Source organism: Polynucleobacter sp. JS-Fieb-80-E5 (assembly GCF_018882015.1).
In the GTDB taxonomy this organism is placed as follows: Bacteria; Pseudomonadota; Gammaproteobacteria; order Burkholderiales; family Burkholderiaceae; genus Polynucleobacter.
Genome location: NZ_JACVPH010000002.1, coordinates 304,076 through 318,739 on the forward strand (window position 1 = coordinate 304,076; position 14,664 = coordinate 318,739).

Sequence of the window (14,664 nt, forward strand, 5' to 3'; positions counted from 1 at the left end):
AAATGACCTGGTTACAAAACCTCTTCAATTTCTTGGCGCTCAGTCTTTTGCGTCTCTTTGCCTTCCTGCCTTATACGATTACCGTCCATGTGGGCTATGGCCTGGGCTGGCTTGCAGCCCATATTCCAAATAGCCGTACCTATGTAGTGAAGACTAATTTACGTTTGTGTTTTCCCAATCTCAGTGAAAAAGAACTTGATGATCTGGCGATTGAGCATTGGAAATTATTTGGCCGCAGCGTATTAGAGAGAAGTCGTATCTGGCTAGGTAGTGGCAAACAAATTACCGATATCGTCACCATTGAATCAGCGATTACTTTGGGAGATCGCAAGCCACGCCTACTGATTAATCCACACTTCGTTGGGCTTGAAGGCGGCTTTATGGCACTTTCAGTATTGGCTAACCAACACGACTGGCCACGCGGCGCAGGGCTGTACCAAAACATGAAGAATCCTTTCTTCAATCAAAAAATGATTGAGTGGAGAAATCGCTTTGGCGGCAAATCGATCGAGAGACAAAGTCGCTTACGTGATCTCATCCGAGAAATTCAAACGGGTAACTTTATTTTTATTGCCCCCGACATTGACTTGGGCCCTCGTGACTCCGTCTTTGTGCCTTTCTTTGGCATACAGACCAATACCATCACTTCCGTCTCCCGCCTAGCAAGGCTGAGCGGGGCTGAGGTGTGCCTTATGACAACTACCTTAAATAAAGATCGTAAAGGCTATACCTGCCATATCAGCGAGCCATTGCCGAACTTTCCTAGTGATGATGTTGAAAAAGATACCGCTCGCTTAAATCAATACATTGAGGAGCTTGTTCGCGAAAGACCGGCGGAGTACTATTGGGTTCATAAGCGCTTTAAACATAGACCCGAAGGCGAACCTAGTCTTTACGATTAAACGGAATCATTTTGAGCATCAATACCAGCAATCCCGTACGCAAAATTCGCTTCACCAAAATGCATGGTGCTGGTAATGATTTTATTGTGCTCAATGGCATCGACCAAGATCTCAGCAACATTACCCGCGAGCAATGGCAAGCATTAGCCCATCGTCAATTTGGAATTGGTGCAGATCAAATTCTTTTGGTTGAAAAAGCTACTCGTCCCGATGCCGACTTTAGATATCGCATCTTTAATGCTGACGGCGGTGAAGTTGAGCAGTGCGGCAATGGTTCTCGCTGCTTTGTGCGCTTTGTATTGGATCAAGGGCTATCCAATAAGAACCCTTTACGTGTCGAAGTTGCCCACACGGTTCTCACTCTCAAGTCTCATGAGGATGGCCAGGTAGAGGTAGATATGGGCGCGCCAATTTTTGAACACAGTCGTATTCCATTTAATGCCAATGGCTTGGCAAGCGTACAAGAGTTTCAAGAAACGCTGTACGCACTTCCCCTCAATTACCCAGCAACCCATGACAGTTTGGTTGGTGTTCTTTCCATGGGCAATCCACACGCTGTGCAGGTGGTTGGAGATGTCGATAGTGCGCCCGTTCTAGAAGAAGGACCTGAGATTGAAAAGTTTGAAGCGTTTCCTAAAAAAGTAAACGTCGGTTACCTGCAAGCGATCAATCGCCATGAAATCAAGTTACGCGTCTTCGAACGCGGTGCTGGGGAAACCTTAGCCTGCGGTACTGGCGCTTGTGCAGCAGTTGTTTCCGGCATACGCAGAGGTCTGTTAGATTCCCCTGTGAAAGTACATACGCGAGGCGGTGACCTTCAGATTGCGTGGGGTGGCTTCATCAATGATATTGCTCAACCCGTCATCATGACTGGCCCAGCAGTTACCGTCTTCGAAGGCGAAACAACAATCTAAAAGCTGTTGCTCTTAAATGCCGTATGTATCGCGATAGGCTTTCACTGCGGGTAAATAATTTGTTAGTTGGGTATCGCTTGACGCCATCAAAAATGACATCAAACCAGCTAAGTTAGCAATCGCAATGACTGGCAAACCAAACTCTTGCTCTACAGCTTGCACTGCAGACTTATCTCCAATATCAATCGCATTACCTGAGCGCTCCATACGATCTAGAGCAATAAGGACGGCTGCCGGCTCTGCGCCAGCACCACGAATCAGATCAACTGATTCTCTTACTGAAGTACCCGCTGAAATCACATCATCAATGATGACCACTCGGCCTTTGACGGGTGCGCCAACCAGCATGCCGCCTTCACCATGGTCTTTTGCTTCTTTTCGGTTGTAGGCATAAGGCACATTGATACCGTTATCTGCCAAGGCGATAGCTGTAGCAGCCGCCAATGTAATGCCCTTGTATGCTGGGCCATAAAGCATATCGAAATTAATACCTGACTCTTGCAAGGCTTTGGCATAGTAACGGCCTAATGCGCTCAAACGTGCGCCGTCATTAAATTCGCCAGCATTAAAGAAATAAGGAGAGAGTCTTCCTGCTTTGGTTTTAAACTCCCCGAAGGACAAAACCTTTGCCTCTAAGGCAAAACGAATAAAGTTATCTTGATTTGAATTATTTGAGCTCATAGGCCTATATGTTACGCATCATTTCCGCGAACCTCAACGGTATCCGTTCCGCAGTCAAAAAGGGCTTTCTGCCATGGGCCGTTAAGCAAAAAGCAGACTTCATTTGTATGCAAGAGCTCAAAGCTCAACGCGATGATCTGGAGGATGCCATCCTCAATCCTGATGGTATGCATGGCTTTTTCCATCATGCCGAAAAAAAGGGTTACAGCGGTTGCGGTATTTATACGCCCCATAAGCCAGATCAGGTCTTGTACGGCTATGGCAATGAAGAGTTTGATGCAGAAGGGCGCTATGTAGAGGCACGCTTTAAAGGGCTTTCTGTCATTTCTGTCTATATGCCCTCGGGCTCAAGCTCACCAGAGCGTCAAGAGGCTAAATACCGCTATCTCGATAGTTTTCTGCCACATCTCGTTTCCTTAAAAAAGTCTGGTCGTGAAATTGTTCTTTGTGGTGACGTCAATATTGCTCACCAGGAAATTGATCTGAAGAATTGGAAAGGCAATCTCAAAAATTCTGGCTTCTTACCTGAAGAGCGTGCATGGCTTACTAATCTCTTTAGCAAAGTGGGTTACGTAGACGTCTATCGACAGCTCGAACCAGAAGCAACTGAGACTTGCTACACCTGGTGGAGTAATCGAGGCCAGGCGTATGCAAAGAATGTTGGCTGGCGCATTGACTATCACATCACTACGCCTGGCATTGCTGGTACCGCCAAGAAAACCGCCGTATACAAAGAGGAGAAATTCTCAGACCATGCGCCACTCACAGTGGATTACGACTGGAAACTTTAAGCGCACCGCAAAAAAAGGGGGGATTACTCCCCTTCTTTTTTGATCTGGACGATCTTGAAATGAATTGTCGCCCAAATAAGCAGTAGGACTGGCGCGCCAATGATGGCGGTTCCATAGAAGAATGCTTGGTATCCAAAGTTATCTACAAATACTCCGGAAAAGCCCGCTAGCCATTTAGGCAAGAGGAGCATCATAGAGCTAAATAAGGCGTACTGAGTTGCGGAGTAGCGGATATTGGTTAATGAAGATAAGAAAGCAATAAAGGCTGCACTGGCAATACCCGAGCTTAAGTTATCTGCAGATATCACCCAAATCAAACCATGCAAATCATGGCCTTGGGTTGCTAGCCATGCAAACAATACATTACTAACAGCTGAGAGAACCGCGCCCACAAATAGAATTCGTAAAACACCAAAGCGCAGTGTGAGCACACCGCCTACAAAGGCGCCCACTAAAGTCATCACCACACCAAATACTTTGCTTACAGCTGCGACTTCATCTTTGGTGTAACCCATATCGACATAAAACGGGTTAGCCATGATGCCCATCACGACATCGCTTATACGGTAGATGGCAATTAAAGACAGAATCAATACGGCGTGCCAGCGATAGCGCGTAATAAATTCAGCAAATGGCTCAACTAGGGTTTGGTAAAGCCATGCTTTAGCAGTGCGAACTTTTGCTAATTCATATCTTGCTGGCTCCTTGCTCAAGAGAGTGGTAATGACACCCACACCAATAGAGGCTGCCATACAGAGATAGGCAAATTGCCATGCACTTGCGTCATAGCCACTGCCTGTTTCTGCCCTAGCAGCAAGCCAGAGAACTCCAGCACCAGCCCATATCAAAGCCAATCGATATCCCGTTTGATAAGTGGCTGCCAGAGCTGCTTGATGATCACTATTAGCTGACTCGATACGAAAAGCATCTAATGCGATATCTTGAGTGGCAGATCCAAAAGCCACCAATAGCGCACACCAAACAATGGAATTGAGTGCCAGCTTTGGATCTAAAGTCGACATACCGACCAGACCCAAAATGATGAGCGCTTGGGCAAAGAGTAGCCAGCTGCGGCGGCGACCAAACAATTGAGTTAAGAGCGGGATTTGTAGGCGATCCACAAGCGGAGCCCAAACCCACTTAAAAGCATAGATCAAACCCACCCAAGTTAAGTAACCAATGGTGCTGCGATCAATGCCAGCTTCACGTAGCCAAAAGCTCAGCGTCCCTAGAATAAGTAATAGAGGAAGCCCTGCGGAGAAGCCCAAGAACAACATACGCAAACAAGGCCATTCGAGATAAACCCGAAAGTCTTGAAGCCAGGACTTGACTACATGAAGTTGCTTGTTAGGCACGACGAATGCGGAATAAAGCGAGGCTACCAAATAAATTTGGCATCAAAGTCACCTGGCGACCCTCATGCAAGATGCATTGATCAATTACCTTCAGGCCAAGGCTTGAGGCTAACTTCTCAAAGTCAGCAACCGTAAGTACGCGTACGTTAGGCGTGTTGTACCACTGATAAGGCAAGCTCTTAGAAACTGGCATGCGACCAAGACCAACAGCCAATCGATGAGACCAATGTCCGAAGTTTGGAAAGGAGATCACCGACTCTTTACCTACCCGGACCACCTCACGCAAAATCTTTTCAGTTTGATGAATGGTTTGCAGGGTTTGTGACAGCACAACTGTGTCAAAACTTCTGTCTTCAAAGAGTGCTAAGCCACCCTCTAAATCTTGCTGAATGACATTCAAACCCTTTTGCACACAAGAGAGTACGCGTGAATCATCAATCTCAACGCCATAAGCGTGAACCGGTTTTTGTTTCTGTAAAAACTCCAAGAAACTACCGTCGCCACAACCGAGATCCAAGACTTGAGTATTGGGTGCAATCCAATTAGCTATGGAAGCAAAGTCGGCACGCTTATTAAAATTGCTCATGCTTGAACCTCACGCATTTGCTTAAAGTAAGCGCGGACCAGGTTGTGATAACGCTCGTCATCTAACAGGAAAGCATCATGTCCATGTGGCGCATCGATCTCAGCATAGGTCACTTCACTCTTATTGCTCAGCAAAGATTGCACAATCTCGCGACTGCGATCAGGCGGGAAGCGCCAGTCGGTTGAAAAGCTGACAACCAAAAACTTGGCTTGTACTTCCGCTAGGGCGCGATTCAGACTGCCATCGTAACGACGTGCAGGATCAAAATAATCTAGTGCGCGCGTAATCAACAAATAAGTATTGGCGTCAAAGTAGGTTGAAAACTTATCACCTTGATGACGCAAATAACTCTCAACCTCAAACTCAACATCAAAGCTGAAGCGGTAGTCATTTGACTCACCATTAGGGCGCTGCAACTCTCGTCCAAATTTTTCTGCCATGTCATCATCAGACAAATAGGTGATGTGACCAACCATGCGCGCCAAACGTAAGCCCCGTTTTGGTACCACGCCATGCTCGTAGTAGTTGCCACCATGAAAGTCGGGGTCTGACAGAATGGCATTACGCGCCACTTCATTGAAAGCAATGTTTTGTGCACTCAGCCTCGGGGTAGATGCCACCACCACGCAGTGATCTATGCGCTTAGGAAACTGAATGGCCCAAGCCATAGCCTGCATGCCGCCCAAGCTTCCGCCCATCACCGCAGCAAACTTCCGAATGCCCAATTTATCAGCCAGGCGGGCCTGAGTGTTCACCCAATCCTCAACCGTGACTACAGGGAAATCAGCGCCATATGGCTTGCCGGTAGCGGGATTGATGCTCATTGGCCCAGTAGAACCAAAACAAGAGCCTAAATTATTAACGCCTATGACAAAAAAATGATTGGTATCCACTGGCTTGCCCGGGCCAATCATGTTGTCCCACCAACCAATATCTTCTGGATCTTCTGGACTTGGTCCCGCTACGTGGTGAGATGCATTGAGTGCATGACAAACAAGAATAGCATTACTTTTATCGGCGTTGAGCTTGCCATAAGTTTCAATGACTAAATCATAGCCAGACAAGATGGCGCCACTCTGCAAAGGCAGGGGCTCGGCAAAATGAATGGTATTTCTAGAGAGGTGTAGCTCGCTCATTCTGACAGAAGAAGGCGCAGACTAACATCGGAGGCTTCAGTTGGCAGCTTCTTAAATCCGCTACGGGCAAAGCGATGCCAACGACCCAAAACAAAACTCATCAGCATGGCAGCACGGATACTGACTTCTTCCTGACCCAACTGCGCCCAATTACCACCTTGGGTTTGGGCGATACGCAGAGCTTGCTTAAGAGATGCCTCGACACGATCGAGCACTTGAGTAATGCGCTCTTGAAGACGATCATCTTCTTGCAATAAAGCATCACCCAATAAAACACGAGTCATGCCAGGATTCTTTTCAGCAAAGAATAAAAGCATTTGCAAGATACCGCGCGCCTGAGCAAGACCAGACTCTTCTTTTTGATTAATTTGATTAATCAACCCAAAGACGGTTTGCTCGATAAAAGAAATCAGGCCCTCGAACATCTGCGCCTTACTGGCGAAGTGACGATATAGGGCTGCTTCTGAAACCTCAATCTTGGCTGCTAAAGCCGCCGTAGTAACGCGCTCACCCTTTGGGTTTTGCAACATCTCTGCAAGCACTTGCAGAATTTGTAAGCGGCGTTCACCAGGGCGAGGGCGCTTACGAGCTAAACCAGCGTCAGCGTTGCTGTCGTTGATGTTTGCTGGCTCTAAAGATTCGCGCATGGTTGTCTACTTATCTAGAGCGGATCATCGTACCGAACGCTTGCTCGGTCAGAATTTCTAATAATAAAGAGTGCTCAATACGGCCATCAATGATGTGTACTGAATTCACGCCGCTCTTAGCGGCATCTAATGCAGAAGAAATCTTCGGCAACATGCCGCCAGAAATAGTGCCATCAGCAAAGAGTGCATCAATTTCTCGCGCAGTTAAATCTGTCAGTAACTTACCGTCTTTATCCATCACGCCCGGAATGTTAGTCATCATGACCAACTTCTCTGCATGAAGAATTTCAGCCATCTTGCCAGCCACCAAGTCAGCGTTAATGTTGTAAGCCTGACCTTCTGCACTAAAGCCAATAGGAGAAATCACCGGAATAAATGCATCATCCTGCAAAGCTTTAACCACCGCAGGATTAATTGCTTCGATCTCACCAACAAAACCGATATCGACCATTTTGCCTGGCTCTGTATCGCTAGGAATATTCATTTTCTTAGCATGAATCAAGCCGCCGTCTTTACCTGTCAAGCCAACAGCCTGGCCACCAAAGTGGTTGATCAACATCACAATATCCTGCTGCACCTCGCCACCTAGAACCCACTCCACTACTTCCATGGTTTCTTCATCGGTTACGCGCATACCTTGAATAAAAGTACCGGTCTTACCAATCTTCTTTAAGGCCTCATCAATTTGCGGGCCTCCGCCATGAACCACCACTGGATTCATGCCGACCAGTTTTAACAAGATAACGTCACGGGCAAAACTTTCTTTGAGGCGCTCTTCCACCATCGCGTTTCCGCCGTACTTAATCACAATAGTCTTGCCGTGATAAGCACGAATGTAAGGCAAAGCCTCAGCAAGAATCTCCGCCTTTAATAAAGGAGAAATATCACTAATAGTTGGTAAATGCTTAGTCATCGCTACTTAAAATTTATTCGCCAAATAATTTTTGACGGAGTTCACGACGCTCTTGAGCCTCAAGAGAGAGATTGGCTGTAGGCCTTGCAATTAAACGGTTCAAGCCGATTGGCTCACCAGTTTCTTCGCACCATCCATAGTCACCAGACTCAATGCGCACCAATGCTTGCTCTACTTTTTTGAGCAGCTTGCGCTCTCGATCACGCGTGCGCAATTCCAATGCATGCTCCTCTTCGATCGTTGCACGATCGGCAGGATCAGGAACCAAAATATTTTCACGCAGATGCTCTGTTGTCTCGGAGGCATTCTTCAAAATGTCGTTTTTCAGAGTGAGCAGTTTTTGACGGAAAAAATCTAACTGCGCAGCACTCATGTAGTCCTTGTCGGACATCTTGAGCAACTCTGTCTCAGTTAATGGAGCGCCTTTTGCAACCTTAGCGCTCGCAGCCTTGCTACTAGCTTTTGCAGCGGTTGCTGGTTTTGTTGCTGTTTTTACCGTCATCTCATTCTTTCCTGGTTTGAAGCATTATTGCCTCATTCTGCCAAACTTTTACGGCCCTTTTATTAATATTCATCAATATGGGCCGTGGCGGCGGATTGTACCCGAATCTTGCTAGGCCAAACAGCCCTCAAGCCCTGCCAATAGGGTGTCCTTGGGCAAATCGATGCCTATGAAGACCATACGGGTTTGCTTGGGTTCCGTGCCCCATGGGCCAGCCAAATCACTGCCCATCATCTGGTGAACGCCCTGGAACACTACTTTTCGGCTACTTCCCTTCACGTAGAGCACGCCTTTATAGCGCAACATCTTCTCTCCAAAGACCTCCAAAATGCCCCCCAGGAAGTCTTCTAACTTTTTGTGATTAAAGGGTTTATCACTACGAAAAACAAAGGATTGAATGCGATCAGTATGGCCAGCATGGTCATGGTGTTGGTGCTGGTGGTCGTGACTATGATCATGGCCACAGGTACTGTGATCATGGTCGTGACTATGGTCATGACCGCAATCCGCATGGTCATGGTCGTCCTGCTCCAAAAAATGGGGGTCAATATCCAACTTGGCATTGAGATTGAAGCCCTTAAGATCTAAGACAGCATTCAAGGGCACCACACCCTTAGAAATGCCTGCAATAGGCGCTCTTGGATTCATATGCATCAAGCGATTACGCAAAGCACCTACTTCAGCAGGCGTCACTAAATCGGTCTTAGTAATAAAGATTTGGTCGGCAAAGCCAACTTGGCGCTGAGCCTCTTCATGCTCATTGAGTTGTTGTTGACCGTGCTTGGCATCCACCAGGGTCACTACAGCATCTAAAACATAATGGTCTGCCACATCATCATCCATAAAGAATGTCTGGGCAACGGGGCCAGGATTGGCAACACCTGTGGTTTCAATGACAACGCGATCAAAGCTAATCTTCTTATCTTTGCGTTGCTCCCAAAGCTCATTTAAAGCATCTACGAGATCGCCACGAATGGTGCAGCAAATGCAGCCATTACTCATTTGCACAATGTTCTCTTGGTTGTCTTGCACCAAGATGTCGTTATCAATATTCTCTTCACCGAATTCATTCTCAATGACGGCAATTTTTTTGCCATGCTCTTCAGTCAAGATGTGTTTAAGCAAAGTAGTTTTGCCGCTTCCCAAGAAGCCCGTCAAAATCGTTACTGGAATTAATGCCATGGATGATCCAATCAAAATCTAAAAGCCAACAATTCCCAAAGCGGGAAACCTTCTATCTTACCGAGTTCCTCAGCCTTTGCCAGCCTTTGCGCGGGGATGCGCTTTATCGTATGCCTGAGCTAGGTGCTGAAAATCTAAAGACGTATAAATCTGGGTACTAGCAATGCTGGCGTGCCCCAGCATCTCCTGCACCGCTCTTAAATCTTGTGAGGATTGCAGCACATGGCTCGCAAAGCTATGGCGCATCATATGAGGGTGTACATGAGTGGGTAAACCAGCGCGCATGGCTAAAGTACGCAATCTCGCTTGCACCGTACGAGGCGATAAGCGCTTACCTGTTGCTGACAAAAACAAGGCGATGGATTCTGCTGGATAAGTTCCAGCATCGCGCAGCTCTCGCCACGCAGCAAGTGATTTCATCGCAGGCACACCAACGGGCACCGAACGTCGTTTGCCGCCCTTACCTAAAACAGTTACTTCAGCGGCATCCCAGTCTAGCCAACCAGCAGATTCCTGTTGGCGATCTTTGCTTTGCATTACATCAATCCCCAAAAGCTCCGAAAGGCGCAAGCCAGAGGAATATAGCAAATCAATAATGGCTGCATCGCGTATCGATTCTAGATCCTTTTTTTCTTCGGCCTCTTTGACTGCTTGGTTTACCAAGGAAAGTGCCTGTTCGACGGATAAGGCCTTGGGTAAAGACTTCAGACGCTTGGGTGCCTTGACATCGTCAACCGGATTGGCAATTAAATTGCTTGCTACCTTGCCGACACGGGCATCGCGTCGCGCATCTTTCTCGGTAAGCCAGTCATACCAGCCACGCCATGCAGAAAGGGCTCTCGCAATACTTCTTGAGGATTTACCTTTGGAATGTAAGCGGCCTGCCCAACGACGTACATGGCCGTTACTCACTCTTAACAACTCAATATTGTCTTCAAGAGCAAAGTTTTGCAGGTCGCTCAGATCCATACTGTACGCTTTGAGCGTATGCGGCGAAAGTTGACGCAATACATGTAACTCATGCAAATACTCTTGCATGAGAGGATGTAGTTCAGTCGACTTTAATTTCATAAGCCTGGATACGATCCAAAGCTGCAGCAGTTAATTCGGCAATTTGACGCAAATAGAAAGCGCCCATATCCGCCGTAAAGCGGGATTCATCCTTGCTGGCTAACAGCAATACTGCGGGCGATTGAGCGGCGCCAATACTTTTGCCCAATGGCAACCCAATGGCCACCATGCTTTGCCATTCAGGATCAATGCTTGTCTGGCTTGCTAACAAATCTACGCTAGCTGCTGCCAACTCTTTAGCAGAGCCACATAACGGGGTGTCTACCCAAGGACCAAAAGCAGAATTTGGCGACAGCAATTGCGCAGACTCCACCTCAAAGACTTCGGCTAAGCCCGAAGTTATCGCAGCCTCCACGTCTGACTTATTGTTGGCCTTCATCAAACGCAATAACCAAGCAACCAAACTTTGTTGGGTTTTGTCATTACGACTTCCAAAGTGCAACATCTCACTTAAGCGACGATTGAGCTCTTGATTTTGTGTACGCAATACCGTCATCTGACGCTCTTGCAAAGAGATCGCACGATCCTCATGTGGATGCTTAACCCGAATCTCATTAAAGAGATCAGCGTAACGCTCAAAGAAGCCTGGGGTTACACGTAACCACTCTGCAACCAATTCTTCTTGTTCGGCTTGCTTTGGATCGATTGCACTCATGTATTTCTTTCTAAATATGTTTTTTAGTTAACTAAGCTTTTTACGCAAGAGTTCGTTTACCTGACTAGGGTTTGCTTTGCCTTGCGAGGCTTTCATGATCTGGCCAACGAGAGCGTTAAATGCCTTCTCTTTGCCCGAGCGGAACTCTTCAACCGATTTCTGGTTAGCAGCCAACACCTGATCAATGATGGCCTCAATAGCACCGCTATCACTAATCTGTTTCAGCCCTTTGGCGTCAATGACTTGATCAACGGTACTGATAGCTTTACCTGCAATCGCCTCCTCCCAAAGAATGGCAAAGATATCTTTAGCAATCTTGTTAGAAATAGTGCCATCTGCCACACGCGTTAGTATTGGCGCTAAATGCTCCGCTTTTAACGGCGCGTCAGCTGCAGCAATACCTGCACGATTTAAGGAGGAAGCAAATTCTCCGGCAATTAAATTGGCTGCGGCTTTTGCCAATGGCTTACCTACGATTATTAATAGCTCTTCAAATACTTTTGCGGTATCACGATCTTGCGTGAGCAACTGCGCATCGTAAGCACTTAAACCAAACTCGGTTTGCCACTGCTCGCGTAATTGTGCTGGCAGCGCAGGCATTTTGCTACGGACATCTGCAATCCATGCATCATCAATCACAACGGGCAATAAGTCAGGATCGGGGAAGTAGCGATAGTCGTTAGCATCTTCTTTACTACGCATACTGCGGGTTTCTTGCCGATCGGGATCGTAAAGTCGGGTTTCTTGAACAACGGTACCACCATCCTCAATCAATTCGATTTGACGACGCACTTCGTACTGAATGGCCTCTTCCAAAAAGCGGAAGGAGTTCAAGTTTTTGATTTCGCAGCGGGTACCAAATTCAGCCTGGCCTTTGGGACGAACTGAAACGTTCGCATCACAACGGAAAGAGCCTTCTTGCATATTGCCGTCACAAACCCCAAGCCACACAACCAATCCATGCAAAGCCTTAGCATAAGCAACGGCCTCAGCAGCGCTGCGCATGACTGGCTCTGTCACGATCTCGAGGAGTGGTGTACCTGCGCGGTTCAGATCAATCCCACTAGAAGGTTCGCCATGAGGGCCTGTAAAGCCCTCTTCATGGACGGATTTACCAGCATCCTCTTCCATGTGGGCGCGAGTCAATTCAACTACTTTTATTTCATCCCCGACCAAGATCTCAAGATGACCGCCAACAACCACCGGGATCTCCATCTGGCTGATTTGATAGCCCTTAGGTAGATCGGGATAAAAATAATTTTTGCGGGCAAAGATACTTGCTGGCGAAATCTTCGCATTCACTGCCACACCAAAACGAATGGCATGCTCAACAGCCTGACGATTAAGCACGGGCAAAACACCAGGTAGCGCTAAATCCACTGCGCATGCTTGCGTGTTTGGGGCTGCACCAAAGCGTGTACTTGCCCCACTAAAAATCTTGGATTGAGTTTGTAGCTGAGCGTGGGTCTCTAGACCAATGACAACTTCCCATTGCATCATGCCACCTCGCTTGCTGGACGCAAATGCCAATCGCTGGCTTGCTGATATTGATGTGCCACTTGCAACAAGCGCGCTTCAGAAAAATAATTGCCAATGAGTTGCATGCCAATAGGTAAATTATTTCCATTAAATCCACATGGGATACTCATCGCTGGTAAACCTGCCAAGTTTGTAGAAAGCGTATAAATATCTTCTAGATACATTTGCACAGGATCTTTTGATTTTTCGCCCAAGCGCCAAGCCACATCAGGGGCTACAGGCCCCAGGATGACATCGCACTGATTGAATGCAGCTTGAAAGTCTGCCGCAATAATGCGACGAATTTTTTGTGCCTGCAGGTAATAAGCATCATAGTAACCATGGCAAAGAACATACGTTCCAATCATGATTCGGCGCTTAACTTCGGCACCAAAACCTTCGGTACGTGACTTGGCATACATATCATTGAGATCACGATACTCATTGGCACGATACCCATAACGCACACCATCAAAGCGACTCAAGTTACTCGATGCTTCTGCTGGCGCTAAAACGTAATACACCGGTATGGATAACTTAGTTTTTGGCAAACTCACTTCAACTAACGATGCACCTAAGTTTTCTAAAAGCTTGGCTGCTTCATTAACAGATTTCGCTACATCACTCGCCAAACCTTCAGCAAAGAATTCTTTTGGCAAACCAACACGCAAACCTTCTAATGGTTTCGCAGAATCAGAATTGCCCTCTTTCCAATTCTGATTAAGGTAGCGACCATAGTCTTCTCCCGAATCAGCCAAAGAGGTGGAGTCGCGCGGATCGTGCGAAGACATTGCGGATAGCAACAGTGCGCAATCTTCCGCTGTCTTGCCCATCGGGCCAGCTTGATCGAGCGAAGAGGCGTAGGCAATCATGCCGTAACGAGATACGCGCCCATAACTCGGCTTAATGCCGGTTAATCCACAAAATGCGGCTGGCTGACGGATTGAGCCGCCTGTATCTGAGCCAGTCGCAATCGGAGCCAAACCAGCGGCTACAGCTGCAGCCGAGCCGCCCGATGAACCGCCAGCCACGTGGGCAGAATTCCATGGATTTAGAACAGGGCCATAGGCAGAGTTCTCATTAGACGAGCCCATCGCGAACTCGTCCATATTGGTTTTACCCAAACAAACCATGCCAGCGCCATGAGGATTGTTTTCATCAGGAATTCCCAGATTGGCAACCACCGTGGCATCAAAAGGACTTTGATATCCAGCCAAAATTTTGGATGCCGCAGTGGACTTCCAGCCACGCGTTACAAAGACATCTTTGTGGGCAACGGGAATGCCCGTCAACTTGCCAGCTTTTCCAGATGAAATAAGCTGATCTGCTTTATTTGATTCCTCTAAGCTTAAGTGAGCATTCACATCAAGGTATGCATTCCACTGTTTTCCAGCCTCAATACGATCCAAAAAATACTGGGTTAACTCCTTGCTGGAGACCTCTTTTGCAGCCAATGCTTTTGCCATCAAAGCGATAGGGGTGTTGTGCCAACTCATTCGATCACCTTTGGCACCAAGAAATAGCCGTCATGCTTTGCAGGGGCCGATTGCATGTTTTCGGCTCGATGGTCTGATTCCGTAACCTGGTCAACACGCATGGGTTGAGCCAAATCACGCAAAAAGAGGATCGGGTGAGCCAATGGCTCAAGACCAGTTGTATCAACGGCCTGCATTTCCTCAACCAAGGAAAAAATGGCCTGCAATTGAGGCAAAACTGCCTCAGCTTCTGCCTGGTTTAACTCAAGCCTAGATAGGTGCGCAATGCGCTGGACATCATCAAGTTTCATGGGACAAGAGTATCATTCTTATATA

At 47.3% G+C, this 14,664-nt stretch carries 16 protein-coding genes; 3 read left to right on the plus strand and 13 right to left on the minus strand.

Features of this window, described 5'->3' with window-relative positions:
* Window positions 1-2: 2 nt before the first annotated feature.
* Together ICN44_RS04505 and dapF are read left to right on the plus strand one after the other, a co-directional pair.
* Entirely contained in the window at window positions 3-902 is a 900-nt protein-coding gene (locus tag ICN44_RS04505; protein ID WP_216262888.1) for a lipid A biosynthesis acyltransferase, read from the plus strand.
* A gap of 17 nt (window positions 903-919) precedes the next feature.
* Window positions 920-1,816: a diaminopimelate epimerase gene (gene dapF / locus ICN44_RS04510; RefSeq protein WP_370624869.1), complete on the plus strand. Its 897-nt coding sequence runs from the start codon at window positions 920-922 to the stop codon at window positions 1,814-1,816.
* A gap of 12 nt (window positions 1,817-1,828) precedes the next feature.
* Here dapF and pyrE read toward each other — a convergent pair whose 3' ends face one another.
* Complete coding sequence (pyrE, locus tag ICN44_RS04515; RefSeq protein WP_216226674.1) at window positions 1,829-2,497, minus strand: orotate phosphoribosyltransferase; 669 nt, start codon at window positions 2,495-2,497, stop codon at window positions 1,829-1,831.
* Window positions 2,498-2,505: 8 nt separating this feature from the next.
* Here pyrE and ICN44_RS04520 point away from each other — a divergent pair, with 8 nt between their 5' ends.
* On the plus strand, window positions 2,506-3,288 hold the full coding sequence (locus tag ICN44_RS04520) for an exodeoxyribonuclease III (RefSeq protein ID WP_216262889.1): 783 nt from the start codon (window positions 2,506-2,508) through the stop codon (window positions 3,286-3,288).
* Window positions 3,289-3,311: 23 nt separating this feature from the next.
* Here ICN44_RS04520 and ICN44_RS04525 read toward each other — a convergent pair whose 3' ends face one another.
* The 12 genes from ICN44_RS04525 to gatC all read right to left on the minus strand — a co-directional run bounded on the left by ICN44_RS04525 (window position 3,312) and on the right by gatC (window position 14,639).
* The gene (locus tag ICN44_RS04525; protein ID WP_216262890.1) at window positions 3,312-4,643 is read right to left on the minus strand and encodes an MFS transporter; all 1,332 of its coding nucleotides are present in this window, start codon (window positions 4,641-4,643) and stop codon (window positions 3,312-3,314) included.
* Complete coding sequence (gene metW / locus ICN44_RS04530) at window positions 4,636-5,229, minus strand: methionine biosynthesis protein MetW (RefSeq protein ID WP_216262891.1); 594 nt, start codon at window positions 5,227-5,229, stop codon at window positions 4,636-4,638. The genes ICN44_RS04525 and metW overlap by 8 nt, the downstream gene beginning before the upstream one ends.
* Complete coding sequence (locus tag ICN44_RS04535; RefSeq protein ID WP_216262892.1) at window positions 5,226-6,365, minus strand: homoserine O-acetyltransferase; 1,140 nt, start codon at window positions 6,363-6,365, stop codon at window positions 5,226-5,228. The genes metW and ICN44_RS04535 overlap by 4 nt, the downstream gene beginning before the upstream one ends.
* Complete coding sequence (gene slmA, locus ICN44_RS04540) at window positions 6,362-7,012, minus strand: nucleoid occlusion factor SlmA (protein ID WP_216262893.1); 651 nt, start codon at window positions 7,010-7,012, stop codon at window positions 6,362-6,364. Before slmA ends, ICN44_RS04535 begins: the two co-directional genes overlap by 4 nt.
* A gap of 10 nt (window positions 7,013-7,022) precedes the next feature.
* Entirely contained in the window at window positions 7,023-7,925 is a 903-nt protein-coding gene (gene argB / locus ICN44_RS04545) for an acetylglutamate kinase (RefSeq protein WP_216262894.1), read from the minus strand.
* 13 nt (window positions 7,926-7,938) lie between these two features.
* Complete coding sequence (gene dksA, locus ICN44_RS04550) at window positions 7,939-8,316, minus strand: RNA polymerase-binding protein DksA (RefSeq protein WP_216262955.1); 378 nt, start codon at window positions 8,314-8,316, stop codon at window positions 7,939-7,941.
* A 222-nt stretch (window positions 8,317-8,538) separates the two neighbouring features.
* Complete coding sequence (locus ICN44_RS04555; RefSeq protein ID WP_216262895.1) at window positions 8,539-9,609, minus strand: GTP-binding protein; 1,071 nt, start codon at window positions 9,607-9,609, stop codon at window positions 8,539-8,541.
* A gap of 69 nt (window positions 9,610-9,678) precedes the next feature.
* Window positions 9,679-10,680, minus strand: coding sequence for a tyrosine recombinase XerC (locus ICN44_RS04560; RefSeq protein WP_216262896.1), 1,002 nt, complete (start codon window positions 10,678-10,680; stop codon window positions 9,679-9,681).
* Entirely contained in the window at window positions 10,661-11,335 is a 675-nt protein-coding gene (locus ICN44_RS04565; protein ID WP_216262897.1) for a DUF484 family protein, read from the minus strand. Before ICN44_RS04565 ends, ICN44_RS04560 begins: the two co-directional genes overlap by 20 nt.
* 27 nt (window positions 11,336-11,362) lie before the next feature.
* Window positions 11,363-12,832, minus strand: coding sequence for an Asp-tRNA(Asn)/Glu-tRNA(Gln) amidotransferase subunit GatB (gene gatB / locus ICN44_RS04570; RefSeq protein WP_216262956.1), 1,470 nt, complete (start codon window positions 12,830-12,832; stop codon window positions 11,363-11,365).
* On the minus strand, window positions 12,832-14,349 hold the full coding sequence (gatA, locus tag ICN44_RS04575) for an Asp-tRNA(Asn)/Glu-tRNA(Gln) amidotransferase subunit GatA (protein ID WP_216262898.1): 1,518 nt from the start codon (window positions 14,347-14,349) through the stop codon (window positions 12,832-12,834). The genes gatB and gatA overlap by 1 nt, the downstream gene beginning before the upstream one ends.
* The gene (gatC, locus tag ICN44_RS04580) at window positions 14,346-14,639 is read right to left on the minus strand and encodes an Asp-tRNA(Asn)/Glu-tRNA(Gln) amidotransferase subunit GatC (RefSeq protein WP_216262899.1); all 294 of its coding nucleotides are present in this window, start codon (window positions 14,637-14,639) and stop codon (window positions 14,346-14,348) included. Before gatC ends, gatA begins: the two co-directional genes overlap by 4 nt.
* Window positions 14,640-14,664 lie beyond the last annotated feature (25 nt).

Coding starts and splice junctions, on each gene's coding strand:
- ICN44_RS04555 (WP_216262895.1), bottom strand. CDS start 9,609: ATGGCATTAATTCCAGTAACGATTTTGACGGGCTTCTTGGGAAGCGGC.
- dksA (WP_216262955.1), bottom strand. CDS start 8,316: ATGTCCGACAAGGACTACATGAGTGCTGCGCAGTTAGATTTTTTCCGT.
- ICN44_RS04565 (WP_216262897.1), bottom strand. CDS start 11,335: ATGAGTGCAATCGATCCAAAGCAAGCCGAACAAGAAGAATTGGTTGCA.
- metW (WP_216262891.1), bottom strand. CDS start 5,229: ATGAGCAATTTTAATAAGCGTGCCGACTTTGCTTCCATAGCTAATTGG.
- pyrE (WP_216226674.1), bottom strand. CDS start 2,497: ATGAGCTCAAATAATTCAAATCAAGATAACTTTATTCGTTTTGCCTTA.
- ICN44_RS04535 (WP_216262892.1), bottom strand. CDS start 6,365: ATGAGCGAGCTACACCTCTCTAGAAATACCATTCATTTTGCCGAGCCC.
- ICN44_RS04560 (WP_216262896.1), bottom strand. CDS start 10,680: ATGAAATTAAAGTCGACTGAACTACATCCTCTCATGCAAGAGTATTTG.
- argB (WP_216262894.1), bottom strand. CDS start 7,925: ATGACTAAGCATTTACCAACTATTAGTGATATTTCTCCTTTATTAAAG.
- slmA (WP_216262893.1), bottom strand. CDS start 7,012: ATGCGCGAATCTTTAGAGCCAGCAAACATCAACGACAGCAACGCTGAC.
- ICN44_RS04520 (WP_216262889.1), top strand. CDS start 2,506: ATGTTACGCATCATTTCCGCGAACCTCAACGGTATCCGTTCCGCAGTC.
- ICN44_RS04505 (WP_216262888.1), top strand. CDS start 3: ATGACCTGGTTACAAAACCTCTTCAATTTCTTGGCGCTCAGTCTTTTG.
- gatC (WP_216262899.1), bottom strand. CDS start 14,639: ATGAAACTTGATGATGTCCAGCGCATTGCGCACCTATCTAGGCTTGAG.
- gatB (WP_216262956.1), bottom strand. CDS start 12,832: ATGCAATGGGAAGTTGTCATTGGTCTAGAGACCCACGCTCAGCTACAA.
- gatA (WP_216262898.1), bottom strand. CDS start 14,349: ATGAGTTGGCACAACACCCCTATCGCTTTGATGGCAAAAGCATTGGCT.